The following is a 24,964-nucleotide window of genomic DNA, read 5'->3' on the forward strand; positions in this document are numbered from 1 at the left end:
TCAGGTCGCTCAGTGCGCCGCGGGCTCCTTCTCCAACCAGTCCAGGATCGCGTCGATCGGCTCCGCCCAGCGCGCGTCCAGCATCAGGTCATGCCCCATCCCCGGGAAGAGCAACGGGGCCGACCCGTAGTGCCTTGCCACCCCGGTCAACGCCGACGTCGGCACCACCCGGTCATCCGGGCTGCCCAGCACCAGCACCGGCGGCGCACCCACGGCCGGTTCGGCGTCCGGCGCACCCAGCAGCGCCCACTGTGCCCGCCGCCCGGCCCGACCGAGCCGGGCGACGTGCCGCCGGGCCTCCTCGTCGGGGAGCTCGCGGCTGAACAGCTGGCCGCGGCTGAGCCGCAACGGGCCGCCGAACACCGCCGGCAGCGTGCCGGCCGGATTGCGGCGCAGTGCAGCGCCCAGCACTCCCCAGCCGCCGAAGACCGGCGCCACCAGCACCGCGCCCCGCGCCGGGTAGCGGGCCAACGCGTGCGCCACCACCAGCGCCCCGGCGCCGTGCCCCACCAGCACCGCCTGGCGCGGCAGGCCCGCGGCCACCTGGACCACATCATGGGCGTACGCGCGCAGCGTCGCCTCCGGCGCCGGCTCGCTGCCGCCGTGCCCGCGCAGGCTCATCGCGTACGCCGGGAACCCCCGCGACGCCGCGTGCCCCAGCCAGTGCTCGGCGAACGCCCACGCGCCGTGCCCGAACCCGGGGACGAAGAGCAGCGGCGGGCGCCCCTCCTCCAGCTCGGGAGTAGCGCTGAGCACCTCACGCCGGGCCGGCCGAACCGGACGGGACCACTCCCGGCCCCGCATGATCCGCAGCTCACTCATCAGGCCGACCTTTCGTTCGCGACTGCGGGGCTCGCAAGCTCACTCCTCGCGCTCACTTGCCCTCCAGGTCGTGGAGGGCGCGCTCGACGGCGCGCAGGTAGTCGGCGTGACCAACCTCGAACCAGTGCCGGCTGCTCTCCTTGACCTGGCCGGAGTAGCGCTCCCCGGCCCGGTCGCGCACCCGCTGCGCGAACGCCGCGGCCCGCTCCGGGCGGTCCCGGCGGGCCTGGAGCAGCCGGGCGAAGAGCACCGTCTGCCAGTGCGACAGGGTGAACATCCCGGAGTCCGGTTGGACCAGGCCAGCCACCGCCAGCGTCGGATGCCCGGGGGTGAACGCGTTGAGCCACAGCGTCGGCCGGCCGGCGCCGGCGCTGTCGCCGAACACCGACGCGTCGAGGAACTCGAAGCGCGGCAGGTAGCCGGTGGCGAAGATGACCAGCTCAGGGTCGATCTCACGGCCGTCGGCCAGCTCCACGGCGTACGGGTGGAACCGGGCGACGTCGGGCACCGGGCCGATCGCGCCGTGGCCCACGTAGTAGACGAGCTGGCTGTTCGCGATCGGGTGCGTCTCGTACACCCGGTGGTCGGGCTTGGGCAGGCCGAAGCGGGTCAGGTCGCCGACGGTCAGCCGCAGCGTCCAGTGGTAGAGCCACTGGCGCACCCGCAGCGGCACCCGCAGCGCCAGCAGGGTGTCGTTGACCTGGTCGGCGGGGCGGCCGAGCACGTACTTCGGCGCGTACCAGTAGCCGCGCCGGGTGGAGTGCCAGCAGCGCGACGCCTGCTGGGCGGCCTCGACGGCGATGTCGCAGCCGGTGTTGCCGGCGCCGACCACCAGCACCCGCTTGCCGCGCAGCTGCGCCGGGTCCTTGTAGGACGAGGCGTGCATGATCTCGCCCCGGAACTGCTCCAGCCCCTCGTAGCGGGGCAGCTTGGGTGACCAGTTGTGGCCGTTGGCGATCACCACGGCGGCGTACTGGGAGGTGCGCTCCGGCCCGTACCCGCCGGTGGAGCGGGTGGTCACGTTCCAGCGGTCCCCCGCAGCCGGCTCGACCCGGATCACCTCGGTGCCGAACCAGATGTGCGAGCGCAGGTCGAAGTGGTCGGCATACCGCTCGAAGTACGAGAGCAGCTCACTGTGGTGCGGGTAGTCCGGCCAGGAGTCCGGCATCGGGAAGTCGGGGAACTGGGTGAACGGCTTCGACGACAGCAGGTGGGTGCTGGCGTACACCGGGCTGCGGTCGTGCCGCCAGTTCCAGGCGCCGCCGATGCCGGTCTCCCGCTCGTAGCAGTCCACGCCGAACCCGTGCTCGCGCAGATTCTTGATGGCGGTCAGGCCGCTGGCCCCGGCGCCGATGACGCAGACCGTGTCGCCCCGGTCGGAGACCGGGCGATCGTCGCGGCTCAGCGCGGACGGGGTCGCCTCCGGGTCGGGCCGGCCATGGTCGGTGGAGGTGGACACCGGGACATCTCCTTTTGTGCGGCACACGTGCCGGTCGCCGCGAAATCCTCTCCACAACGGAGCCGGATGTCCAGCCCCGGCGCGGGCCGGATCGACGGGTCGGGCCGGTGCGGGGTCAGTCGGTGGTGGGCAACAGCAGGTCGACCAGGACCGGGAAGTGGTCGCTGGCCCGCCGGGTCTGGGGGGTGTCCACCACGTCGTAGTCGACCACGGTGATCCGCGGGTCGACGAAGAGCGCGTCGATGCGGCGGCGCGGGTCGGCGCAGGAGTAGGTGAGCCGGTCCGCCTGGTCGGCCGCCACCGCGGCGTCGGTCAGCCCGCTCGCCACGGTTGCCCAGGCCGGCCCGTCCGGGCCCTCGTTGAGGTCGGCTCCGGCCACCACCGGGCCGCTCGCCGCGTCCAGCCCACGCTTGAACTCGGCGGCCTGCCCGGGACGCTCGGCCGGGTCGGTGGACAGGTGCGAACCGGCGAGGGTGAACCGGGCGTCGCCGACCCGGCAGTCGGCGTACGCGGCGCCGCGCAGGTGCCGGCCCGGGGTGAGCGGGAAGCGCTGGCAACGGGTGCCCCGCACCTGGACCCGCAGGCTCGTCAGCACCAGGTTGCCCAGCGCGGGCAGCCCACCGGCGGCCACCACCAGGCCGAAGGACTCGGCCAGCGTGGCGGACTTCTGCCGCCACCGGAACCGGCGCGGCCCCTCCTGCACGATCACCACGTCCGGTGTCGCGGCCCGGACCACCGCCGCCAGCGCGGCGGTGTCGTCGCGCTGGCCGTGGATGTTGTACGACACCACGCGCAGCGGTACGCCGGCACCCTGACCCATCCCGGCCCGCCTCAGATCCGTCGGGCCAGGTCGGCGGCGCCGATCACCCCGGCGCTGTTGCCCAACTCAGCCGGGAGCACGTCGGCCACCGGCAGCCGTCCCCGCTGGGAGAGCGCGTCGAGGTACGAGCGACGCGTCGGGCCGAGCAGCAGGTCACCGGCGTCGATCACGCCGCCGCCGACCACCAGGGTCTGCGGGTCGAGGATCTGCGCCATGTCGGCGAGGCTGGTGCCCAGCCACCGGCCGATCTGCGCGAACGCCTCGGCGGAGACCGGGTCACCGCCCTGCGCGGCGGTGGTCACCATCGGGCCGGTGATCGCCTCGGCCTCCCCGCCGGCCAGCTCCAGCAGCGCGGTGGCCCGGTGCGGTTCCTGCCGGGCGCCGGCCCGGGCGAAGCGGACGAGAGCGCTGCCGCTGGCGTACTGCTCGATGCAGCCCAGCCGACCGCAGCCGCACTGGTGTCCGTCCGGCACGGCCAGCATGTGGCCCAGCTCCGCGGCGACGCCGTGCGCGCCGCGCATCAGCTCACCGCCGAGCACGATGCCGCCACCGACACCGGTGCCGATGGTGAACATGATCATCGAGTCGTCGGCGGCCCGGGCAGCGCCGTACCGGAACTCGGCCCAGGCGGCCACGTTGGCGTCGTTCTCCACGATCACCGGCAGGCCGACCGCCGCGCTGACGTACTCGCGCAGCGGCTCGTCCCGCCAGGCCAGGTTAGGGGCGAAGAGCACCGTCGAGCGGGTGGCGTCGATCCAGCCGGCCGCGCCGATGCCGACCGCCTCGATCGTCCGCCCGGCAGCCAGCTCGCCGACCAGCTCGATGATGACGTCACGGGTCTTGCCGACGTCATCGGCGGGAGTGTCCCGTCGGGTCTGCACGAGGACCTCGCCGGTGTCGTCCACGACACCGCCGGCCACCTTCGTGCCACCGACGTCGACTCCGATGGTCAGCGTCACCGCTGCCGCTCCCCTCTGCTGTGCTGTCCGGCCCGCGCACCGACGGCACGCCGGTCCGGGTCGTAGGTTCCCGCGCTCAGGCGCGGTCGCCCGGCTCGTGCGCGTCGGTGTCGTCGGGCACCCGCGAGGCGGGCACCACGGGTCGATTGGTCGGTGCCGGTGCGGACACCGGCCCGGCCTCGTCGACGGGTGGTGCGGCGGCCGGGGCGGATGGGTCCGCCGTCCGGGTGGCGGCCGACCAGACATCCCGCTCCGGCGCCGGCTGAGAATCATGCCCGGTGCGGGTGGCATCGCGCCACACGTGATCGTCGTCGGCTCCGGCGGAACGGTCTGCCGGGGCGGGCTCCGGGACCTCGGTGCCGGTGCTCGGGCCGGCGGTCGGGTCGGGCCCCGGCCGGGGTGGCGCCGGTGGGCTGGCGGCGGGCGGCTCGGCCGGGGCGAACGCGCGCAGCAGACTGGCGACGCCCGCCGCGAGGTCACCGGCGCCGGTGGCCAGCCGTTCGGCGAATTCCGGACTCGGGTCACGCAATGCGGCGATGCCCCGACAGACCGGGCAGATGCAGCATTCAGCCGTGCCGGTGGCGAAACCGCCGCCGGCACCGGACCGACCGTCCGGGGCGGCACTGTGACCGAGGACACCGGCCACCATCCCGCCCAGCGGGCCCCACGCGCCGCCCGCCGACCCGGCCGAGGCCAGCCGCGCCCCCGCGAGCAGGGTGGCGACCAGCCGCTCCGCCTCTTCCCGGGCCGAACCCGGATCCGTTCCGCCCATGGTCGGCTCCTCTACCGTGCCGCCGGACGCGTCAGTGCGCCGCACCGGGTGCTTCTACCCGGCGCTTGAGCTGCTTCAACGCGGTGTCCATGATCATCTTCTCGGCTTTGCGCCGAAACATGCCGAGCATTCCCACGGACAGCTCGACCTCCAGGGTGTAGGTCACCGTGGTGCCGCCGTCCGCGTTACCCACCAGGTCGTACGAACCGCGCTGGCTCTTCTGCATCTTCGAGGGGGCGACCAGGTGCCACTCGATCCGGGACAGGTCCTCGGCGTATTCGTAGGCGAGCACGTACTCGTCGGCCATCACGCTAGCGTCGATGGTGAAGCGCACCTGGCTGGCGTAGCCGTCCTCGTACTCCTCGATGACCTCAGCGTGGCGCACCGCCTCGGTCCACTCCGGGTAGCGGGCGAAGTCGCAGATGACCGCCGCCACCCGGTCCGGTGCGGCGCCGATGATGATCGACTGGGTGGAGGAGTCCGCCATGGGGGGAGGCTACCCGGCGGGCATCGCGCACGCGCCGCGCCGCCCCCGCCGCGCGCCGGACCACCGCGCCACGACCGTACTGGGCAGCCTGCCTACTACACCCGCCCCGGCGGCCGGGTAGGTTTCGACAAAGCCGACGCCCACGGTGGCGGCCGGTCCGGCCAGTGTGAGCACGAGGGAGTGCAGGTGCGCGAGTTCTCCGTTCCGCCGATCGTCACCGTCGGCGACGCGGCCAACCTCACCGATCCGGTCTGGAAAAACGCCGAGGTCGCGCCGGACGCCGTCCAGTTTGCCCGCGCCACCCCGGCCGCCGACGGCACCGGCACCAGCTGGTCCGACGTGACCTGCCTTCAGTTCCGTGACGAGGTGGTCGCGGTGGCCCGCGGCCTGATCGCCGCCGGGATCCAGCCGGGCGAGCGGGTCGCCCTGATGAGCCGGACCCGCTACGAGTGGACGCTGCTGGACTACGCGATCTGGGCGGCCGGCGCGGTCACCGTACCGATCTACGAGACCTCCAGCGCCGAGCAGGCCGCCTGGATCCTCTCCGACTCCGGCGCGGTCGCCGCGGTGGTGGAGACCGCCGACCACGCCGCCCTGGTGGCCGGCGTCCGGGACCGGCTGCCCGAGCTGAACCAGGTCTGGCAGTTCGACCTCGGCGCGGTCGATGAGCTGGTCACCACCGGTGCCGCGGTCGAGCTGACCGAGGTGGACCGGCGACGCGAGGCGGTCCACTCCGGCGACCTGGCCACCATCATCTACACCAGTGGCACCACCGGCCGGCCCAAGGGCTGCATGCTGACCCACCGCAACATGTACGCCGACATCGCCAACGCGGTGCCGGTGCTGCCGAACCTGTTCAACGCCGGCGCGGCCACCCTGCTCTTCCTGCCGCTGGCGCACGCCTTCGCCCGGCTGATCCAGATCGGCGTGGTGCAGGCCCGGGCCACCATGGGCCACTGCGCGGACACCAAGAACCTGGTCGCCGAGCTGCAGGGGTTCAAACCGACCTTCGTGCTCTCCGTACCCCGGGTGTTCGAGAAGGTCTACAACGCGGCGAAGCAGAAGGCCGAGGCCGACGGCAAGGGCGCCATCTTCGCCCGCGCCGAGCAGGTCGCCATCGCGTACAGCGAGTCGCTGGAGACCTCGCGGGGGCCCAGCCTGGCGCTCCGCGCGCAGCACGCCCTCTTCGACCGGCTGGTCTACCGCAAGCTGCGCGCCGCGCTCGGCGGCCGGTGCCGGGACGCCATCTCCGGCGGTGCACCGCTCGGTGCCCGGCTCGGTCACTTCTTCCGCGGCATCGGGGTGACGATCCTGGAGGGCTACGGCCTGACCGAGACCTCACCCGCCGCCGCGGCGAACCTGCCCACCGGCACCCGGATCGGCACCGTCGGCCGCCCGCTGCCCGGCGTGACCGTGCGGATCGACGACGACGGCGAGATCCTGCTCTCCGGCGACCTGATCTTCCAGGGCTACTGGCACAACGAGTCGGCGACCGCCGAGGTCCTCAGCGCCGACGGCTGGTTCCGCACCGGCGACCTGGGCCAGCTCGACAACGACGGCTACCTCAGCATCACCGGCCGGAAGAAGGAGCTGATCGTCACCGCCGCCGGCAAGAACGTCGCCCCGGCGGTGCTGGAGGACCTGGTCCGGGCACACCCGTTGATCAGCCAGTGCGTCGTCGTCGGCGACCGGCAGCCGTTCATCGCGGCGCTGGTCACCGTCGACGAGGAGGCGCTGCCGAAGTGGCTGGAGAGCGCCGAGTTGCCCGCCGACACCCGGGTCGAGGAGCTGCGCGCGCACGAGGGCCTGCGCGAGGAGATCCAGTCCGCGATCGACACCGCGAACCAGGCCGTCTCCAAGGCTGAGGCGATCAAGGTGTTCCGCGTCCTGCCCCGCGACTTCACCGAGGCCACCGGCGAGTTGACCCCGTCGCTCAAGGTCAAGCGCCAGGTCGTCCACAAGACGTACGCGGCGGAGATCGCCGATATCTACCGGGGCTGACTACCATCCGTCACGTGCCCGTATCCACATCCGTCGCACCGCACCCGCATCCCCTCGCCGCGGCCGCCCGCCTGGTGATGCTGGCGCTGGTCGCCGTCCTGACCCTGTTCGCCACCCACGACGTCAGCCAGCTGTGGTGGATCGCGCTGCTGGCGGTCGCCGGGCTGCCCGCGTCGCTGGCCCCCCAGCACCGGCTGATCGGCCCGCTCAGCCGGGTGGCCGAGGTGGTCGTGCTGGGGCTGGCCGCGAGCCAGGTGGCCGCGGTCGCGTCGATCGGCGGGACGGTGGACGGGCTCGGCGCCTCGGCGATGCTGCCCTACCTGGCGGTGCCGGTGACCGTCACCGCGCTGCGCCGCCGGTTCCGGGAGGGCGCCGCCCTGCTCGCGGTCACCGCCGCCACCCTCCTGGTCAGCGGCGCGCTGACCGAGGTCGGCGGAGGGCGTCAGCTCGGCCAGCCTGGCTACCTGGCGGTCTGCGCGCAGTGGCTGATCCTGGCCGCGCTGGGGCTCTACGCCGCCAGCACCCTGCACCGGGTGATGGCGGTACGCGGTGAGGGCAAGCCCCAGCCGTACGCCGAGGCGACCCGGCTGCTGACCCAGCTGCGCACGGTGGCCCGCCAACTGCCCGGGGCGACCCTGGACCCGGGCGGCATCTCCGAGCACCTGCTGGACGAGCTGCGTACGGTGGCGCGGGCCGACCGGGCGGCGGTGCTGTCGGCCAGCGGCGGCGGCCGGCTCGTGGTGCTCGCCCAGGCCGGGGTGGACCGGGTGGACTGGGAGACGACGCTGGACGCGGACTCGGCGATCGCCGACGCCTGGGCCAGCCAGCAGGCGCAGACCGCTGCCCGCTCGCAGTCCCGCTCGCACCGCGGCGGCGACGTCTCCGCGCTGATCGTCCCGCTGGTCGCCGGTGTGCGCACGGTGGGGCTGGTGGTGCTGGAGGCGGACGCCGCACACGCGTACCCGCCGCCCGTGGTGTCCCGGGTGACCGCGCTGACCCGGCCGGCCGCGCTGCGGCTGGAGGCGGCGCTGCTCTTCGACGAGGTCCGCTCGCTGGCCACCAACGAGGAACGGCAGCGGCTGGCCCGGGAGATCCACGACGGGGTGGCGCAGGAGCTGGTGATGGTCGGCTACGGCATCGACAACGCCCTGGCCACCGTCTTCGACGACGCCGACGAGACCGCCGAGGCGCTGCGTACGCTGCGCGGCGAGGTGACCCGGGTGATTCAGGAGCTGCGGCTGAGCCTCTTCGAGCTGCGCAGCGAGGTGGACCGGCAGGGCGGGCTGGCCGCAGCGATCGCCGAGTACGCGCGGACCGTGGGCGCGTCCGGCGGGCTGCGGGTGCACCTGTCGTTGGACGAGTCCACCGCACGGCTGCCGGCGGCCACCGAGGCCGAGTTGCTGCGCATCGCGCAGGAGGCGGTGACCAACGCGCGCAAGCACGCTGGAGCCTCGAATCTCTGGGTCACCTGCGAGGTGGACCCCCCGTACGCGCAAATTGAAGTGTCGGATGACGGTCAGGGGATGGCTGACCAGCGCCCCGACGGGCGGTACGGTCTTGCGATCATGGCCGAGAGGGCGGAACGTATCCGGGGCCGGTTGGAGATCAGGCCGCGGCAACCGAGCGGCACGACCGTGGCGGTAGTTCTCGGCACGTCGTCCCGGCGCGATAACGTGCGCGGTAGCGCAGCACCAGAAGGGGAGTAACCCGAGGATGACCACAAGTCCGACACCGGCCACCCGCACCAAGGTCCTCCTTGTCGACGATCACGACCTCATTCGCAAGGGCCTGCGACACGCCTTCGAGCGCGACCGTCAGTTCGAGGTCGTCGGTGAGGCCGCCACGGCGGCGGAGGGGGTACGTCAGGCGGGCGCCCTGCAGCCGGACGTGGTGATCATGGATCTGCGGCTGCCTGACGGCAGCGGCCTGGAGGCCACCCGCGCGCTGCGCAAGTCCAGCGCGTCGATGGGCATCGTGGTACTGACCATGTACGCTGGCGACGATCAGCTCTTCGGCGCTCTGGAGGCCGGCGCGAGTGCCTTCGTGCCGAAGACCGCGCCGGCCGACGAGGTGGTGGCCGCCGCCCGGCACGCCGCCTCCTCCCCGAGCGCGTTCACCGCGGCCGACCTTGCCGAGGCGATGAAGCGCCGGCTCGCCCCGTCCGGTCCGCAGCTCTCGCCCCGGGAGGGTCAGGTGCTGCGGCTGCTCGCCGACGGGATGAGCGTGGCCGGCATCGCCAAGCAGCTGTTCGTCAGCGAGTCCACGGCCAAGACCCACATCTCCAAGCTCTACGAGAAGCTCGGGGCTGCCAACCGGGCGCAGGCGCTGATGACCGCGCTCCGGCTCGGCCTGCTCGAGGCGCCGGACGCCCCGAAGTTCTGATCTGCCCCCGCTCGTCGAGCGGGACGCCGTGACCGAAGGTCCGCGCCAGCCTCCCCGGCCGGCGCGGACCTTCGCGTATCGACCGAGGTCGGCGGCAACATGGGCGGCACGCTATGGTCTGGCGGGCACAGCGGGGGCACAATACCCGCGCGGGCGACGACGCCCGCGTCGCGGACTAGGGGTGAAGCGCATGCAGCGGCCGGACTGGGCACCCGACACCATCGACATCGAGCGCCCAAGCGTCGCGCGGATGTACGACTACTACCTCGGCGGCTCGCACAACTTCGCCGCCGACCGGGCCGCGGCCCAGGCGATGGTGTCGGCGGTGCCGGAGGCGCCGCTGATGGCCCAGGCCAACCGAGCGTTCCTACGCCGAGCGGTGCACCACCTCGCCGAGGCCGGGATCCGGCAGTTCCTGGACATCGGCTCGGGGATCCCGACCGTCGGCAACGTTCACGAGATCGCCCAGCGGATCGACCCGGAGTCGCGGGTGGTCTATGTGGACGTCGACCCGGTGGCGGTGGCGCACAGCCGCGAGATCCTGGCCGGCAACGACCGCGCGGTGGTGGTGCAGGAGGACCTGCGGCACCCGGAGAAGATCCTGGCCCACCCGAGCGTGCGGGGGTTGCTCGATTTCGGGCAACCGGTGGCCGTGATGATCGTGGCCGTGCTGCACTTCGTCCCCGATGACGACCGACCGGCGGAGCTGCTGCGGACCCTGCGCGACGCGCTGGCCCCCGGCAGCTACCTGGTGCTGTCACAGGCCAGCGACGACGGGCGCAGCCGGGACGAACGGGCCGAGGCGGAACGGGTCTACCGGCGTACCGACAACCCGCTCTGGGTCCGCAGCCGAGCTGAGCTGACCGCGCTCTTCGACGGGTTCGAGCTGGTCGACCCGGGCGTGGTCTGGGTGCCAGAGTGGCGGCCGGACACCCCGGAGAGCGCGGAGGACGCCGAACGTGCGGTCTTCATGGGCGGCGTCGGGCGGCTCGGTGGCTGAGTCGCCAGAGGCGACCTCCTACCCGGGCAGCTTCGCCCGGGCCTGGGCCAAGGCGGTCTCCGGCACCAGCTACCTGCCGATGACCCAGGCCCAGCTCGAGACCCTGCTGCACCGGCTCACCGGGCAACTGGCCGGTGCACTGCTCGCCGAGCCGTTCGACCTGCGCACCGGGCACCGGGTCGGCGCTGAACTGGTCGCGGCGCACATCGCCTCCGCGGAAGGGTTGGGCCGTACCGTCGAGGTCATCCAGCTCCGGCTGGTGCGCGACCTGGGGCTGGTTGCCGAGGACGTCGAGGACCGGATGGCGCGGCTGCTGGCTGCCGTGGCGACCGGCTATGCCCGCGCGCTGCGGGACCGGACGCTCGACGAGCAGGAGTCGATCCGCCGGGCCGCCATGATGGCCCGGACGCACGCCGAGCGGGCGTTGCGGGCCAGTGAGGCGCGGTTCCGCCACCAGGCCACCCACGACCCGCTCACCGGCCTGCCCAACCGGACGCTGTTCACCGAGCGGCTCACCGCCGCGCTGAACGAGCCGGGCCGGGGGGCGCAGCGGGTCGGGGTGTGCTTCCTCGACCTGGATCGGTTCAAGGTCGTCAACGACACCCTCGGGCACCAGATCGGCGACCGGCTGCTGACCACGGTGGCCGAGCGGCTGTGCCAGGCCCTGGGTGAGCACCTGGTGGCCCGGCTCGGTGGGGACGAGTTCGTCATCCTGGTGGAACACACCGCTGGCACCGACGACATGGTGAAGGTGGCCGAGGCCGCGCTGGAGGCGGTCCGGACACCGGCGGTGGTCGACGGGCACGAGCTTCAGGTCTCGGCGAGCCTGGGCATCGTCGAGCGGCAGGTGGCCGGTGCCAACCCCAGTGACCTGATGCGGGCCGCCGACAGCACCCTGCACTGGGCGAAGTCGGCTGGCGGTGCGCGCTGGGCGCTCTACGACGCCGAGCGCAACCGGCGCGAGCTGGCCCGGTACGCGCTCTCCGCGGCCATCCCGGCCGCCTTGGAGCGGGGCGAGTTCTACCTCGACTACCAGCCGCTGACCTCGCTGCGCGACGGCCGGCTGATCGGCGTGGAGGCGTTGGTCCGCTGGCGCCACCCGGAGCTGGGGGTGCTGCGGCCGGACAGCTTCATCGGGCTGGCCGAGGAGACCGGCCTGATCGTGCAACTGGGCGGGTGGGTGCTGGCCGAGGCGTGCCGGGAGGCGAAGGCCTGGTCGGCCGGTGGCGCGGCGGCGCCGTTCGTGAGCGTCAACCTGGCGGTCCGCCAGGTGCACCGGCCCGGGCTGGTGCAGGAGGTCCGCGCCCTGCTGGGGCAGACCGGCCTGCCGCCGGAGCGACTCCAGTTGGAGATCACCGAGAGCACGATGATGAGCACAGCAGAGGAGCCGGTACGCGCCCTGCGGGTGCTGGCCGACCTCGGGGTGCGGATCGCCATCGACGACTTCGGTACCGGCTACAGCAACCTGGCGTACCTGCGGGACCTGCCGGTGACCGAGCTAAAGGTGGCCGGGGAATTCGTGGCGGGGTTGCAGTCGCCGGCGGTCGGACGCACCGACGAGCGGATCCTCGCCTCGCTGGTCTCGCTGGCGCACGCGCTGGACCTGACGGTGACCGCCGAGGGTGTGGAGACCGCCGGGCAGGCCGAGCGGCTGCGGGCGATCGGCTGCGACGCCGCCCAGGGCTGGCACTTCGGCCGGCCGGCCCCCGCCGACCGGATCCTGGCCCGCATCCGCTGACCGCCGGCGCGCCACTCGACGGCGCGGATGGCGCGCCACTCGACGGTGCGCGGACTGCGCGGATGGCGCGTCACTCGACGGCACGCGGACTGCGCGGACGGCGCGGACGGCGATACCTCAGAGGTATTTTATGACTCTGAGGTATCACGCTCAATGCGGCGAGGCCGCCCTCGGGCTCGCCGGTGGCCACGGCCGTCGTCTCATGCTGCGGAGAGTGGGCAGCGAGGGCTGGGTAGACACTGTCTACGCACACATGGTAGACAGTGTCTATGAGCGAGGAGGCGAGTGTCCGGGCGCGGCTGGTGGCGGCCGGGGTGGACCTGGTGCTGCGCGAGGGCCAGTCGGCGGTGTCGCTGCGGGAGATCGCCCGCCAGGCCGGGGTCTCGCACGGCGCACCACGCCGCTACTTCCCCACCCACGTCGACCTGCTCTCCGCCATCGCCCGCGAGGGCTTCGCCGACCTCGCAGCCCGGGTCGAGGAGACGACGCGCGACGCCGGCCCCGACCCGCGTGCCCGGCTGACCGCGCTGAGCCGGACGTACCTGGACTTCGCGGCGGCCCACGGCGGCATGTTCGAGCTGATGTTCCGGCACGACCTGCTGGGCAGCGGCCGGCTCCGGCTACGCGAGACGAGCCTCCCCCTGTTCGCCGTCGTGACCGACCTGGTGGCCCAACTGCGCCGGCCGACCGACGCGCCAGCCCCGGTGCTGGCCGGCGCGCTCTGGGCCAACCTGCACGGCATCGCCCAGCTCTGGGCCTGGGGCAGCCTGCCGCTGGCCACCGGCGCCACCGATGACGAAGCCCTGCTGCGCGCCACGTTGGACGCCCACCTCGGCCCCGCCCCCGCCTGAACCATCCACCCCCGCAACCCGGAGGACACGTGCCCCTGCTGTACGACCTCACCAAGCTGACCGTCGGCACGACGCTGCGGCTGGGCTGGCGGCCACGCGTGGAAGGGCTGGAGCACCTGCCCCGGCACGGCGGCGCGATCCTCGCCGGCAACCACCTCTCCGTCGCCGACGAGCTGTTCCTGGTCTGCGCGACGCCCCGGCACGTCACCTTCTGGGCAAAGGCCGAGTACTTCACCGGCCGCGGCCCGGGCGGCTGGCTCAACCGGCAGATCGTCGCCGGCATGGGCGCCATCCGGGTGGAGCGCGGCGGCGGCCGGGCCGCCCTCAGCGCCCTCGACGCCGCCGTGCCGGTGTTGCGCTCCGGCGGCCTGGTCGCCGTCTACCCGGAGGGCACCCGCTCCCCGGACGGGCGGCTCTACCGGGGCCGCGTAGGAATGACCCGGCTGGCCCGCGACGCCGAGGTGCCGATCATCCCGGTCGGCGTGCTCGGCACCGCCGAGGTGCTGCCGGTCGACGCGCGGCTGCCCCGCCGACACCCGATCACCCTGCGGTTCGGCCCGCCGATCCCGGTCGCCGGCCGGATCAACGGGCCACGCGACATCCGGACGGTCACCGACGAGGTGATGGCGGCGATCCAGCGGCTCACCGGCCAGGAGTACGTGCCCCGCTACGCACCGTCCCGGTCGAGCCCCAGCTGAGCGCGGGTGGCGGTCAGCCGGCGAGCAGGGCTGCCATCCGCTGCGCCTGCGCCTCCCAGCGCCACTCCCGCTCCACCCACGCCCGGCCGGCCGCGCCCAACTGGCGGGCCAGGTCCCGGTCGGCGAGCAGCCGGGCCACCCGGTCGGCGAGCTGGGCGACGTCCCGGCCCCGCACCACGTAGCCGGTTTCGCCCTCGCGGACCGCGTCCGGCGCGCCCCCGGAATCACCGGCCACCACCGGCAGGCCGGTCGCGGACGCCTCCAGGTAGACGATGCCCAGCCCCTCCACGTCCAGCCCCCGGTTGCGGGTGCGGCAGGGCATCGCGTAGACGTCGCCGGCCGCGTAGTGCGCCGGCAGTTCGGCCGCCGGCACCGAGCCGGTGAAGACCACGTCCCGCTCCACGCCGGCCTGCCGGGCCAGCTTCTCCAGCGTCGCCCGGTACGGGCCGCCGCCAACGATCAGCAGCGCCGCGTCGGGCACCCGACGGCGGATCTCCGGCAGCGCCCGGATCAGCATGTCCTGCCCCTTGCGCGGCACCAGCCGGGACACGCAGACCACCACCGGCCGGTCGGCCAGCCCCAGCCGAGCCCGCACCGGCTCGCCGTCCACAGTCGGGTGGTAGGTGTCCACGTCCACCCCGGGCGCCAGCCGACGCAGCTCGGTCACCCCGTCCAGCACCCGGGCCAGCCGGCTACGGGTGTACTCGCCGAGGTAGGTGGTGACGTCGACGCCTCGACCGATGCGCCGCAACGCCGGCCGTGCGGCGGGCAGCGCCGCCCAGCCGACCTCGTGGCCGTGGGTCTGTGCCACCACCCGGCGTACCCCGGCCCGTCGGCGCAGGCCCGCGGCGAGCAGCCCGAGCGGGGCTGCCGCGCCGAACCACACCGTGTCGCAGTCGTACGCGCGGGCCAGCCGCGCAGCCCGGCGGGCGATCAGCGGGGTGGGCAGCAGCACCCGGGTGCGTTCCCGGATCACCTCGAACGGCTGGTCGGCGTCGAACTTCGCCGCCCCGCGCCAGCTCGACGCGTACACCACCACCGAGCCGGCCGGCTGACGCACCGCGAGGTTGTGCACGAAGGACTGGATCCCACCGGGACGGGGCGGGAAGTCGTTGGTGATCAGCAGCGTGCGGCTCATCGGCCGGCCTCCCGGGCGTACGCGCGGGCAGCGGCCATCCGCTCCACGGTGGACGGATGTGTGGCCGAGTAGAGGTATTCCCAGCGCGGTGGGTCGGGGTCGCCGAGGTTGACCGAGCCGAGCCGGCGCTGCATCGACTCGAAGGCAGCCGGGTCACCGGTCAGCGCGAGCGCGTGCGCGTCGGCCCGCGCCTCCACCCGCCGGGACATCAGCGCCTGCACCGGCGCGGCGAGCAGCCCGACCACCGTGACCAGAGCGACCAGCAACGGGAACGCGCTCGGTTGGGCGACCGAGTCGACACCGGCCAGCCGCAGCAGCGGCCCCCACGAGCCGAGCAGGTAGAGCGCCACCACCGCGGCGGCAGCGCCCAGCGCGCCGGTCAGCGTGCCGACCGCCACGTCCCGGTCCTTCGCGTGCCCCAGCTCGTGCGCCACCACGGCGGTCACCTCGGCCGGGGTCGCCTCGCGCAGCAGCGTGTCGTAGACGACCACCCGCCGGGTCGGCCCAAGACCGGAGACGTACGCGTTGACCGCCTTGGTGCGCCGGGAGGCGTCGGCCACCAGCACGTCGCGTACCGGCACCCCGTCGCGGGCCGCCATGCTGATCAGCTCGGTGCGCAGCGGGCCCTGCTCCAGCGGGGTGAACCGGTTGAACACCGGCTCCACCAGCACCGGCAGCACGAACGACAGCAGCACCACCAGCAGGGCCGCACCGGCCGCGCCGAAAGCCCACCACCAGCGCGGGGCGAGCCGGATGACCGCGTAGAAGCCGAACAGCGCCACCGCGCCGATCACCGCACTGACGGCGTACGACTTGAGCAGGTCGACCGCCCAACCGCTCCAGCCGTTGGTGCTCAGTCCGTAGCGGGTGAGCACGCTCTGCCGCCAGGCGGAGAACGGAAGGGTGAGCAGGTCGGCGACGAGCACCACAGCCAGCCCGCCGAGCACCGCCTGCGCGGCCCAGTGCCCGCCGAACGGCCGGCCCACCAGCTCGACCAGGCGGCTGCCCAGCGGAGTGAGCCCGAGTGCGAGGGCGACCAGCAGCCCGACGGCGAGCGCGGAGTAACCACCGGGGCGCAGCGCGGCGCGGAACTCCCGCCCCCGGGCCACCTGGTCGGCCGGCAGGTCGCGCAGCGCCGCGAGCTGGTCGGCCCGGGGCGCCGGCGGTCGGTGCCACGGGATGAGCAGCGCGGCGGTCACCACCAGCGCGACGGTCAACCCGGCCAGGGTCAGCAGCGCCCAGCCGCGCGGGCTCACCGGCGCACCACCGTACGCACCGCGCGGCGGACTTTCTCGCCGCTGCCGGCAGGCCCGCCGTCGTCGCGTCGTACCCCGCTCATCCCGCCGCTCCTCCCGCCGTGACCGCCCATCCTATGGTCCGCGAAAAGCCCGCTCCGGGCGCGGTGTGGCGGTCAGGCGACCCGGCGGGAGGCGCGGCGACGAGCAGTGCCGGGACGCGCGGGCGCCGCCAGCACCTCCACGTCGAAGCCGGCCCGGGCGAACACCTCGATCGCCTGGACCTCTGCGGCGGCCAGCCCGGCCGCCGGGGACGACTCGTCGAACAGGGCGGCCACCAGGCAGCCGGAACAACCGCCTCCCTGGGTCGGGCACCCCTCGCAGTCGATGAGCATCACGCCTCCTGATCGGCTCGCGATGCGCGGCCGGCGCACTGTCGTCGCCACCCGAGCACCGTCGGTCACATCGACGCTAGCCACCGGGTATGACAGAAACCCGGACAACCACCTCGACCGGCCGTTTGGGGGCGAGATCGACTCCAGGTCAGCGATATCGGGGTATCCCGACCGCCGGACACCCCAACATCATCGACCTCGTGTCGATCACGGCCGCCGGCCGATCCGCCGGCGGATGCGGTCAGGAGCGGGCGAGCCGCCGCAGTAGCGAGTCGGCCCCGAGCGGGTAGGCCCCGTGTCGGCGTACGCCGTCGGCGACCTCGCGGTCGGACGAGACCACGACCACCGGACGCCCCGCCGGCTCGGCGCGGACCAGCCGCCGGATCAGCTCGTCGGCGGTCTCGCCCTTGCGGGAGAAGAGCACCCGTACGCCGCGTGGCGCCGCCGGCAGCCCGTGCATCCGCTCCGCACCGTCGAAGACCACGGTGACCTCGTCGCCGGTCTGCGCGGCGATCCCACCCAGCCCGGTGATGAGGCGCTTGCGCTGCTGCTCCAGCGACATCTCGCCGAAGCCGCGCTTGGTGACGTTGTAGCCGTCCACCACCAGGTGTGCCCGGGGCAGGGCGAGCAGTTGGTCCAGTCGGGCCGGGTCGTCGGTGTCCCGGGCGCGGGCGGACGGACCGGCCGGCGCGGTGCCCGGCTGCTCGGCGAACGCGTCGGCCACGAAGTCGGCGGGGAGTTTGTCCACCGGGTCGAGCGCCAGCTCCCGGCGCAGCCCGACGGCGGCCTGACCGATGGTCTCCAGCAGCAGCCAGAGCCGGGCGTCGTCGACCGAGCGGGCTTCCTTGGCGCTGGCCCTGGCCACGCCGGCCGCGGCCTCCGCCTCGGCCAGCCGGGCGCGGGCCCGACGCAGCTCGGCGTCCACGTCGGCGCTCGCCCGCGCGGCCCGGCCACGCTCGGTGGCCAGCACCTCGGTGGCCTTGCGCTCGCGGGCCTGGGTCTCCCGCAGCGTACGGGCCAACTGGCGGGACTCCTCGCGGAGCTGGCCCAACTCCTCCCGGACCCGGGCCAGCTCGTCGCGGAGCTTCTCCGCCTCCACCCGAGCCACCGCCCGGTCGTGCTCGGCCCGGGTGGCCCGCTGCTCGGCCTCGCGAACCAACTCGGCGACGACCGCGCTGTCGGCCTCGGCGCGGACCGCCGCGCCGCTGGCGTCGATCAGCTCGCGCCAGCCACGCGGCCGGGCCAGGTAGGCCAGCGCGGCCACCTCGACCGGGTCGGCGGCGGCCGGCGCGGTGCCCTCGACCACGGCTGCGCCAAGGTCACCAGCGTCGGCCAGCACCCGGGCGGTGACCCGCTGCCGGAACAGCGGGTCGCCGGCGAGCTGGGCGGCGATGGCCGGCGCGCCGAGCCGGGCCCGCCGGTTCGGGGCGAACTTGGCCACCCGGCGCAGCGGCACCGGCACCTCGTCGGAGGGCAGCCCGGGCAGCACCGCGGCGGTCAGCGCCACGATCCGCTGCCGGACCGGCTCGGGCAGGGTCGGCTCCGGCTCGACAACCGACCCGTCGCCCGCCGTCGTCGGGCCGGATGCGCCGGATGTCTCGCTGACTACGTTGTCGTCCGGGTTGCCCAGGGCCCCGTCGAGCGCGACCGGATCCTCCTGCGGGAGGTGGTCGTCGGACGGCTCGGTGAGGGGCATGTAACAAGTCTCCCACCGCGACCGGGCCCACCGCCCGGTGAGTGAGCCGAACTCTCATCCTAGCCCCCGTGGTGACTCAAGGGACCGTTGTGACGGGAGTGTCGGACCGGGGCGCTAGCGTGCCGCCGATGGCACAGTCGGAGTACGTCCAGGAGTCACTGGCCGGTCTCGACCCGGCGATGGGCGGGGTGGACCCGGCGCTGCCGCTCTACGCGACCACCTTCGTGGTGGTCGACCTGGAGACCACCGGCGGCGCACCGGACGGCGGCGGCATCACCGAGATCGGCGCGGTCAAGGTGCGCGGCGGCGAGCAGCTCGGCGTGCTGGCCACCCTCGTCAACCCGGGGCAGCCGATCCCGCCGTTCATCACCGTGCTGACCGGGATCACCCAGGCCATGCTCGTGCCGGCGCCGCCGATCGAGCAGGTGCTGCCGAGCTTCCTGGAGTTCATCGCCGACGCGGTGCTGGTGGCCCACAACGCCCCCTACGACGTGGGCTTCCTCAAGGCCGCCTGCGCCAAGCACGGCTACCGGTGGCCCAACCCGCGGGTGCTGGACACCGCGGCGCTGGCCCGCCGGGTGCTGACCCGCGATGAGGTGCCCAACCGCAAGCTGGGCACCCTGGCCGCCTACTTCCGCACCGCCACCCAGCCCACCCACCGGGCGCTGGACGACGCGAAGGCCACCGTCGACGTGCTGCACGGGCTGATCGGCCGGCTCGGCGGGCACCGGGTGGACACCGTCGGCGACGCCATCGAGTTCGCCCGGGCGGTCACCCCGACCCAGCGCCGCAAGCGGCACCTGGCCGAAGGGCTGCCCAAGGTCCCCGGGGTCTACATCTTCCGGGCCGCCGACGACCGGCCGCTCTACGTCGGCACCTCCGGCGACATCGCCACCCGGGTGCGCAGCTACTTCACCGCCGGGGAGAAGCGGGCCCGGATCTCCGAGATGCTGGCGGCGGCCGAGCGGGTCGAGGCGGTCGAGTGCGCGCACTCGCTCGAGGCCGAGGTCCGCGAGCTGCGGCTGATCGCCGCGCACGCCCCGCCGTACAACCGGCGGTCGAAATACCCGGAGCGGATGGTCTGGCTCAAGCTGACCGACGGCCCGTACCCCCGATTGTCGGTGGTCCGTGGCCTCTCCCCCACCGACACCGCCTACCTCGGGCCGTTCACCTCCCGACGGGCTGCGGAGCTGGCCGCCGCGGGCTTCCACGACGCCGTTCCGCTGCGCCAGTGCACGCACCGGCTCTCGCTGCGGACCGTCACGCCGGCCTGCGCGCTGGCCGAGCTGGGTCGCTGCCCGGCACCCTGCGAGCACAAGATCACCCCCGAGGAGTACGACGACCGCGCCGCCGCGCCGTTCCGCACCGCCACCGCCAGCGACCCGCAGCCGGTGGTGGACGCGCTGCTGGCCCGGATCGACGTGCTCTCCCGCGACCAGCGCTACGAGGAGGCCGCGGTGGTGCGGTCCCGGCTGGCCGCGGTCCTGCGCGCCACCGTGCGGATGCAGCGGCTGGCCGCGCTGACCGGGATCGTCGAGCTGGCCGCGGCCCGGCCGGCCGCCCGTGGCGGCTGGGAGCTGGCCCTGGTCCGGCACGGCCGGCTGGCCGGCGCGGGGGTGTCCCCGCCGAGCGTCCACCCGCGACCCACGCTGAACGCCATCCGGGCGACCGCCGAGACGGTGCCGGGCGGGCACGGACCGGTGCCGGCGGCCACCGCCGAGGAGTCCGAGCGCATCCTGTCCTGGTTGGAACGACCGGAGACCCGGCTGGTGGAAATGTCCTCCGGTTGGTCCTCGCCGGTTGGTGGTGCGGGCCGGTTCCGCGACCTCCTGGCGAAGGCCGAAAACGGAGGGTCCCACCAACTCTCGACCGAACGCTCATGACCAAGTGACCGATCGGACTACGTCGGCTCCCTTAGGCTGTTGGAGAAGTGCAGTCCTGCCCGATTCGTGGGCCTGCTCCCGACCGCCGGGTTTCGGCGGCCGCGGAGCCGGGGTGAGGAGGTGTCCCTCGTGGACGTCGACGCCGGACACGGCGCCGCCCTGGGGGGCGCCCTGCCGACCCAGTCGGGTGAGCTGCCGCTGGCCCGCCGGCTGCGGTCGCTGCTCACCTGGCCGACCGCCGACTCCGACCCGGTCACGCAGCTTGTCCGGACCCATCGGGGCATCCACGCCGGCACCGATCCCGCGGTGCTGCGCCGGGCGTACACCATCGCGGAAAACATGCACCGCGGGCAGTTCCGCAAGAGCGGTGAGCCCTACATCACCCACCCCCTCGCGGTGGCGCAGATCTGCGCCGAGCTGGGGATGGACACCATCACCCTGGTGGCGGCGCTGCTGCACGACACGGTGGAGGACACCCGCTACACGCTCCAGGCGCTCTCCGAGGACTTCGGTGGCGAGGTGGCCCACCTGGTCGACGGGGTGACCAAGTTCGACAAGGCGTTCTACGGCAAGGCCGCCGAGGCGGAGACGATCCGCAAGATGATCGTGGCGGCTGCCAAGGACGTCCGGGTGCTGATCATCAAGCTGGCCGACCGGCTGCACAACATGCGCACCCTCGGTGTGCGCTCCGCGGCGTCGCGGGAACGGATCGCCCGCAAGACCCAGGAGGTGCTGGTCCCGCTCTGCGACCGGCTGGGCATCCAGACCCTCAAGCGCGAGCTGGACGACGTGGTGCTGCTGCACCTGGAGCCCGACGAGCACGCCCGGCTGGCCCGGCACGTGCACGATCGGCCGGGTTGGGACGCGTACCTCGAGTCGGTGGTCACCCGTGCCCGGGTGGCGTTGCGTCGCAGCCGGGTCGACGCCGAGGTGAGCCCCCGGCCCCGGCATCTCTACTCGATCTGGAAGGACACCATCGCCGGCGGCCACGCCGCGCCGTACGACCTGCCGCGCATCTCGGTGGTGGTCGACGGCCCGGCCACCGACTGTTACGCCGCGCTCGGCGCCATCCACGGCACCTGGCGACCGGTCCCCGGCCGATTCAAGGACTTCATCGCCTCGCCGAAGAACAACCTCTACCGCTCGCTGCACACCAGCGTCTGCGGCCCGCAGGACCGCACGGTGGAGGTGCTGATCCGCACCGAGGAGATGCACCGCTCGGCCGAGTACGGCATCGCCGCCGACTTCCGCTTTCCACGCACGAGCAGCGGCAGCGCGGCGGCCCGCGCCGAGCAGCTGGACTGGCTGCGGCGGGTGCTCGACTGGGAGCCGGACGCCGCCGACCCGGCGCAGTTCCTCGAGTCGCTGCGCTGCGACCTCGCCGAGGGGCAGATCCAGGTCTTCTCTGACGGGCGGCAGGTCGTACTGCCGGCCGGTGCCACGCCCGTCGACCTCGCCTACGAGCTGGGCAGCCAGCGGGGCGACCACTGCCTCGCCGCCCGGATCAACGGCCGGCTCGCGCCGCTGAGCTCCGAGCTGGACGAGGGCGACGTGGTCGAGATCTTCACCGAGAACGACGGGGACAACGGCTTCGAGGCCGGGGTGGCGCCGCGCGGCCCACGCCGGGAGTGGCTCGACTTCGTCAAGTCGCCGCACGCGCAGATGCAGATCAACCGGTGGTTCGCGGAGCACACCGAGCCGGGCATCACGATCAGCGACAAGGTCCGCCTCGGCCGGGCCACCATCGGGCTCGCCCTGCGCCAGCACAACCGTGGCCTCGCCAGTGACCTGCCGCTGCTGCGCCTCTCCGAGGAGCTGGGCTACCCCGACCTGGAGACCCTGCTGGTCGCGGTCTTCGACCGGGTGATCGAACCGGACACCGTGGTCCGCCAGCTCATCGACCTGGTCGACCATCGGCAGTGACCCGCCGGGCCCCAGCGCGTCCGAACGACATTCGTGACCACTAGCCTGGAGTCATGATCCCCCGCTCCCGCGCCACCGGTCGGGCCATCTTCTACCAGGCTTTCTACCGGCTGCCCCTGCCGGTGCGCCGCCGCCTGGTCCGGCTGGCCGTGCCCAAGTACATCGTCGGCGCGGTCACCCTGGTCCGCGACGCCGAGGCGACGGGTGCGGGGCGGTTGCTGCTGCTGCGCCAGCCGCCCGGCAAGGGGTGGTCGTTGCCCGCCGGCCTGCTGGATCGGGGCGAGGCCCCGGTGGTGGGCGCGGCCCGCGAGCTGTTCGAGGAGAGCGGCATCCGGCTCCCACCGTCCCGGCTGCGCCCCGCGGTGCCGAACGCGGTCGTGCACGCCAAGGGCTGGGTGGACGTGGTCTTCGAGACGGAGGTGCCGGCCTCCGACACCGAGCTGGTGGTCGACGGCGGTGAGGTCTTCGAGGCCGCCTGGCACCCGCTCGACGATCTGCCCAAGCTGACCTGGCCGACGGCCCGGCTGCTCGCCTACTACGACATCGGGCCGCTGGCCGGGCAGTTCCCGCCACCGGTACCCGACACGATGCCGTGACCGCAGCGGCCGGCGTGCCGGCGACCGACGGCCGGCCGGGCGACCGGCGGGCGGAGGTGTGCGCCGTGGTGCTGGCCGCGGGCGAGGGCACCCGGCTGCGACCGCTCACCGAACGGGTGCCCAAGGCGCTCTGCCCGGTGGGCAACGTGCCGCTGCTGGACCGGGCGCTGGCCCGGCTGGCCGGGCTCGGCCTGACCGGTCCCGGACGGGTCGCGGTGAACGCCTGCTACCTCGCCGACCAGGTGGTCGCGCACGTCGGCGACCGTGCTCACCTGTCGGTGGAGCCCGGCGACCCACTCGGCACGGCGGGCGGGGTGGCCAACCTGCGGGACTGGATCGACGGCCGGCCGGTGCTGGTCGGCAACGCCGACGCGTACCTCGCCGACCCGGCCGCTCCCCCGGGCACGGACGTGGCCGCCCTGCTCGACGGCTGGGACGAGCACCGGGTACGCCTGCTCGGTCAGCCCGCCGCGAACCCGGCGGCGCCGGGCACCTTCGCCGGGCACTGCTTCACCGGCTTCTCGCTGCTGCCCTGGCGGCTTGTCCGCGACCTGCCGGTGGTCTTCTCCGACCTCGTACGCGCGGTCTGGCGGCCGGCCGAGGCGGCCGGCGCGCTGGAGGTGGTGCCCTACCCGGGCACCTTCTACGACACCGGCACCCCCGCCGACTACCTCGCCGCCAACCTGCACGCGGCGGCGGGCGGCACCCTGGTCGACCCGTCGGCCACAGTGACCGGCCGTTGCGTGGAGTCGGTGGTCGGCGCCGGTGCACGGGTGCACGGCGACGTACGGCGCACGGTGGTCTGGCCGGGCGCGACGGTACGCGCCGACGAACGACTACGCGACGCGATCCGGGCCGGGGACGGCTGCACCGTGCCGGCCGGCGCGCAGGGCTGAGCCCCGACGGCTCCCGCCTCCAGGCCCGGGCGGAAACATCTAGCATGGGCGACGACGCCGACGAACGGAGAAATGCCCCGTGATCACCGCGATCGTGCTGATCGACTGCGCCACCGACGCGATCCCCGAGGTGGCGGAGAACCTGGCCAACCTCCCCGGCGTCAGCGAGGTCTACTCGGTGGCCGGGCACGTCGACCTCATCGCCATCGTCCGGGTCCGCGAGTTCGACCAGATCGCCCAGGTCATCGCGGGCAGCATCTCCAAGGTGCCGGGCGTGCTCAACACCGAGTCGCACATCGCGTTCCGGGCGTACTCCCAGCATGACCTGGAGGAGGCGTTCGCGATCGGCCTGGCCAGCGCCGACTGACCCCGCCGGCCACGCCGACCGCCGGGTCGGCCGCGCCGGACGCACGGCGGCCGGTCCACCCCGCGGGTGGACCGGCCGTCTGCTGCCGTTACGTCAGCTCTCGCTCGGAGCCGGCGTCTCGGTGGTGCCACCGCCCGGAGCCGGCGACTCGGTCGTGCCGCCCGGAGCCGGGGACTCAGTGGTGCCGCCCGGAGCCGGCGTCGAGGTGCCGCCCGGGCTGGGAGTACCGCTGGCGCTGGTTTGCGGGACCGGAATGCCCAGCTGGTTGGCGAGCTGGACCAACTCGTCGTAGTGCGTCTGCAGGATCGGCAGGGCGGTCTGGGCCAACTGGACCACCGACTGCTCGGAGCCCTGCGAAATCTCCGTCTGGGTGGCCTGGATGGCCTGGACGTGACCGGCCAGCTCACTGGTCACCCAGAGCCGGTCGAACTCCGCGCCGCTGGCGTTGTTCAGCTGGTCGATGACGGCCTGCTGATCGGCGCTGGGCTCGTTCGGCAGTTCCACCCCGAGCTGGGACGCGGTCTGCTGCACCGTCTGGTCCAGCTGGGTGTGGTCGGTCTTCAACATCGCGCCCAGGTCCTTGACCCCCTGGTCCTGGCCCTTCTGCTGGGCCAGGTCACCGGCGGTGATTTCGAACAGGTTGACCTGGTGCACCGCCTGCAGATACTGGGTGTCCTGCGTCGACGGCTGTGCCGCGGCCTGCGCGGCCGCTGCCGGCGCTACGCCGACCAGTACCAGCGCGGCCAACAGGCCGAGGCGTTTGATACCCAACATGCTTCCCCCCCTTGAGACGTTGGACCGCACGGATACCCGGCTCACCGGGGTTATTCCTGCGATCGCCCGTCG

At 73.7% G+C, this 24,964-nt stretch carries 23 protein-coding genes; 12 read left to right on the top strand and 11 right to left on the bottom strand.

The genetic code is table 11. The annotated features are described in order from the left end of the window. Window positions 1-9: 9 nt before the first annotated feature. The 6 genes from OG470_RS35145 to OG470_RS35170 form a co-directional block, all read right to left on the bottom strand. On the bottom strand, window positions 10-822 hold the full coding sequence (locus tag OG470_RS35145; RefSeq protein ID WP_386984097.1) for an alpha/beta hydrolase: 813 nt from the start codon (window positions 820-822) through the stop codon (window positions 10-12). Between the two features lie 52 nt (window positions 823-874). Beyond that, window positions 875-2,281, bottom strand: a complete 1,407-nt coding sequence (locus OG470_RS35150; RefSeq protein ID WP_328418934.1) for a flavin-containing monooxygenase — start codon at window positions 2,279-2,281, stop codon at window positions 875-877. 115 nt (window positions 2,282-2,396) lie between these two features. After that, the gene (locus OG470_RS35155; RefSeq protein WP_328418935.1) at window positions 2,397-3,101 is read right to left on the bottom strand and encodes an endonuclease/exonuclease/phosphatase family protein; all 705 of its coding nucleotides are present in this window, start codon (window positions 3,099-3,101) and stop codon (window positions 2,397-2,399) included. An 11-nt stretch (window positions 3,102-3,112) separates the two neighbouring features. After that, the gene (locus tag OG470_RS35160) at window positions 3,113-4,060 is read right to left on the bottom strand and encodes an ROK family glucokinase (RefSeq protein ID WP_328418936.1); all 948 of its coding nucleotides are present in this window, start codon (window positions 4,058-4,060) and stop codon (window positions 3,113-3,115) included. 76 nt (window positions 4,061-4,136) lie between these two features. Continuing rightward, the gene (locus OG470_RS35165) at window positions 4,137-4,832 is read right to left on the bottom strand and encodes a hypothetical protein (RefSeq protein WP_328418937.1); all 696 of its coding nucleotides are present in this window, start codon (window positions 4,830-4,832) and stop codon (window positions 4,137-4,139) included. Between the two features lie 31 nt (window positions 4,833-4,863). Beyond that, entirely contained in the window at window positions 4,864-5,319 is a 456-nt protein-coding gene (locus tag OG470_RS35170) for an SRPBCC family protein (RefSeq protein ID WP_328418938.1), read from the bottom strand. Between the two features lie 186 nt (window positions 5,320-5,505). Between OG470_RS35170 and OG470_RS35175 the strand changes: the two genes are divergently transcribed. The 7 genes from OG470_RS35175 (at window position 5,506) to OG470_RS35205 (ending at window position 13,989) form a co-directional block, all read left to right on the top strand. Beyond that, a complete protein-coding gene (locus tag OG470_RS35175; protein ID WP_328418939.1) occupies window positions 5,506-7,320 on the top strand; it encodes an AMP-dependent synthetase/ligase in 1,815 nt (604 codons plus the stop codon). 14 nt (window positions 7,321-7,334) lie between these two features. Continuing rightward, window positions 7,335-9,026, top strand: coding sequence for a sensor histidine kinase (locus OG470_RS35180; protein WP_328418940.1), 1,692 nt, complete (start codon window positions 7,335-7,337; stop codon window positions 9,024-9,026). 7 nt (window positions 9,027-9,033) lie between these two features. Further along, the gene (locus OG470_RS35185; protein ID WP_007072219.1) at window positions 9,034-9,702 is read left to right on the top strand and encodes a response regulator transcription factor; all 669 of its coding nucleotides are present in this window, start codon (window positions 9,034-9,036) and stop codon (window positions 9,700-9,702) included. 190 nt (window positions 9,703-9,892) lie between these two features. Then, entirely contained in the window at window positions 9,893-10,702 is an 810-nt protein-coding gene (locus OG470_RS35190) for an SAM-dependent methyltransferase (protein ID WP_328418941.1), read from the top strand. A 79-nt stretch (window positions 10,703-10,781) separates the two neighbouring features. Next, window positions 10,782-12,440, top strand: coding sequence for a putative bifunctional diguanylate cyclase/phosphodiesterase (locus tag OG470_RS35195; protein ID WP_328426808.1), 1,659 nt, complete (start codon window positions 10,782-10,784; stop codon window positions 12,438-12,440). A gap of 269 nt (window positions 12,441-12,709) precedes the next feature. Continuing rightward, window positions 12,710-13,291, top strand: a complete 582-nt coding sequence (locus tag OG470_RS35200) for a TetR/AcrR family transcriptional regulator (protein WP_328418942.1) — start codon at window positions 12,710-12,712, stop codon at window positions 13,289-13,291. A gap of 29 nt (window positions 13,292-13,320) precedes the next feature. After that, complete coding sequence (locus OG470_RS35205; RefSeq protein WP_328418943.1) at window positions 13,321-13,989, top strand: lysophospholipid acyltransferase family protein; 669 nt, start codon at window positions 13,321-13,323, stop codon at window positions 13,987-13,989. Window positions 13,990-14,002: 13 nt separating this feature from the next. On the opposite strand, the gene OG470_RS35210 is transcribed toward OG470_RS35205, so the two are convergent. From OG470_RS35210 to OG470_RS35225, 4 genes are all read right to left on the bottom strand, one after another. Then, window positions 14,003-15,127: a glycosyltransferase family 4 protein gene (locus tag OG470_RS35210; protein ID WP_328418944.1), complete on the bottom strand. Its 1,125-nt coding sequence runs from the start codon at window positions 15,125-15,127 to the stop codon at window positions 14,003-14,005. Beyond that, window positions 15,124-16,383 carry a M48 family metallopeptidase gene (locus tag OG470_RS35215; protein ID WP_328418945.1) on the bottom strand — a complete coding sequence of 420 codons (1,260 nt, stop codon included), beginning with the start codon at window positions 16,381-16,383 and terminating at the stop codon, window positions 15,124-15,126. Before OG470_RS35215 ends, OG470_RS35210 begins: the two co-directional genes overlap by 4 nt. A gap of 155 nt (window positions 16,384-16,538) precedes the next feature. Next, on the bottom strand, window positions 16,539-16,757 hold the full coding sequence (locus tag OG470_RS35220) for a hypothetical protein (protein WP_328418946.1): 219 nt from the start codon (window positions 16,755-16,757) through the stop codon (window positions 16,539-16,541). A gap of 241 nt (window positions 16,758-16,998) precedes the next feature. Further along, window positions 16,999-18,453 carry an NYN domain-containing protein gene (locus tag OG470_RS35225; protein ID WP_328418947.1) on the bottom strand — a complete coding sequence of 485 codons (1,455 nt, stop codon included), beginning with the start codon at window positions 18,451-18,453 and terminating at the stop codon, window positions 16,999-17,001. 128 nt (window positions 18,454-18,581) lie between these two features. On the opposite strand from OG470_RS35225, the gene OG470_RS35230 reads away from it, so the two are divergent. The 5 genes from OG470_RS35230 to OG470_RS35250 all read left to right on the top strand — a co-directional run bounded on the left by OG470_RS35230 (window position 18,582) and on the right by OG470_RS35250 (window position 24,118). Continuing rightward, the gene (locus OG470_RS35230) at window positions 18,582-20,336 is read left to right on the top strand and encodes a DEDD exonuclease domain-containing protein (RefSeq protein WP_328418948.1); all 1,755 of its coding nucleotides are present in this window, start codon (window positions 18,582-18,584) and stop codon (window positions 20,334-20,336) included. A gap of 129 nt (window positions 20,337-20,465) precedes the next feature. Then, on the top strand, window positions 20,466-22,259 hold the full coding sequence (locus OG470_RS35235) for a RelA/SpoT family protein (RefSeq protein ID WP_328426810.1): 1,794 nt from the start codon (window positions 20,466-20,468) through the stop codon (window positions 22,257-22,259). Window positions 22,260-22,312: 53 nt separating this feature from the next. After that, window positions 22,313-22,855: an NUDIX hydrolase gene (locus OG470_RS35240; protein WP_328418949.1), complete on the top strand. Its 543-nt coding sequence runs from the start codon at window positions 22,313-22,315 to the stop codon at window positions 22,853-22,855. Further along, on the top strand, window positions 22,852-23,751 hold the full coding sequence (locus OG470_RS35245) for a sugar phosphate nucleotidyltransferase (protein ID WP_442931018.1): 900 nt from the start codon (window positions 22,852-22,854) through the stop codon (window positions 23,749-23,751). The genes OG470_RS35240 and OG470_RS35245 overlap by 4 nt, the downstream gene beginning before the upstream one ends. 79 nt (window positions 23,752-23,830) lie before the next feature. Then, window positions 23,831-24,118 carry an Lrp/AsnC family transcriptional regulator gene (locus OG470_RS35250; RefSeq protein WP_074313163.1) on the top strand — a complete coding sequence of 96 codons (288 nt, stop codon included), beginning with the start codon at window positions 23,831-23,833 and terminating at the stop codon, window positions 24,116-24,118. A 93-nt stretch (window positions 24,119-24,211) separates the two neighbouring features. Here the strand turns inward: OG470_RS35250 and OG470_RS35255 are convergent, their stop codons facing one another. Beyond that, a complete protein-coding gene (locus OG470_RS35255; protein WP_328418950.1) occupies window positions 24,212-24,892 on the bottom strand; it encodes a DUF4142 domain-containing protein in 681 nt (226 codons plus the stop codon). Window positions 24,893-24,964 lie beyond the last annotated feature (72 nt).

This window comes from Micromonospora sp. NBC_00389 (genome assembly GCF_036059255.1).
Lineage (GTDB): Bacteria > Actinomycetota > Actinomycetes > Mycobacteriales > Micromonosporaceae > Micromonospora.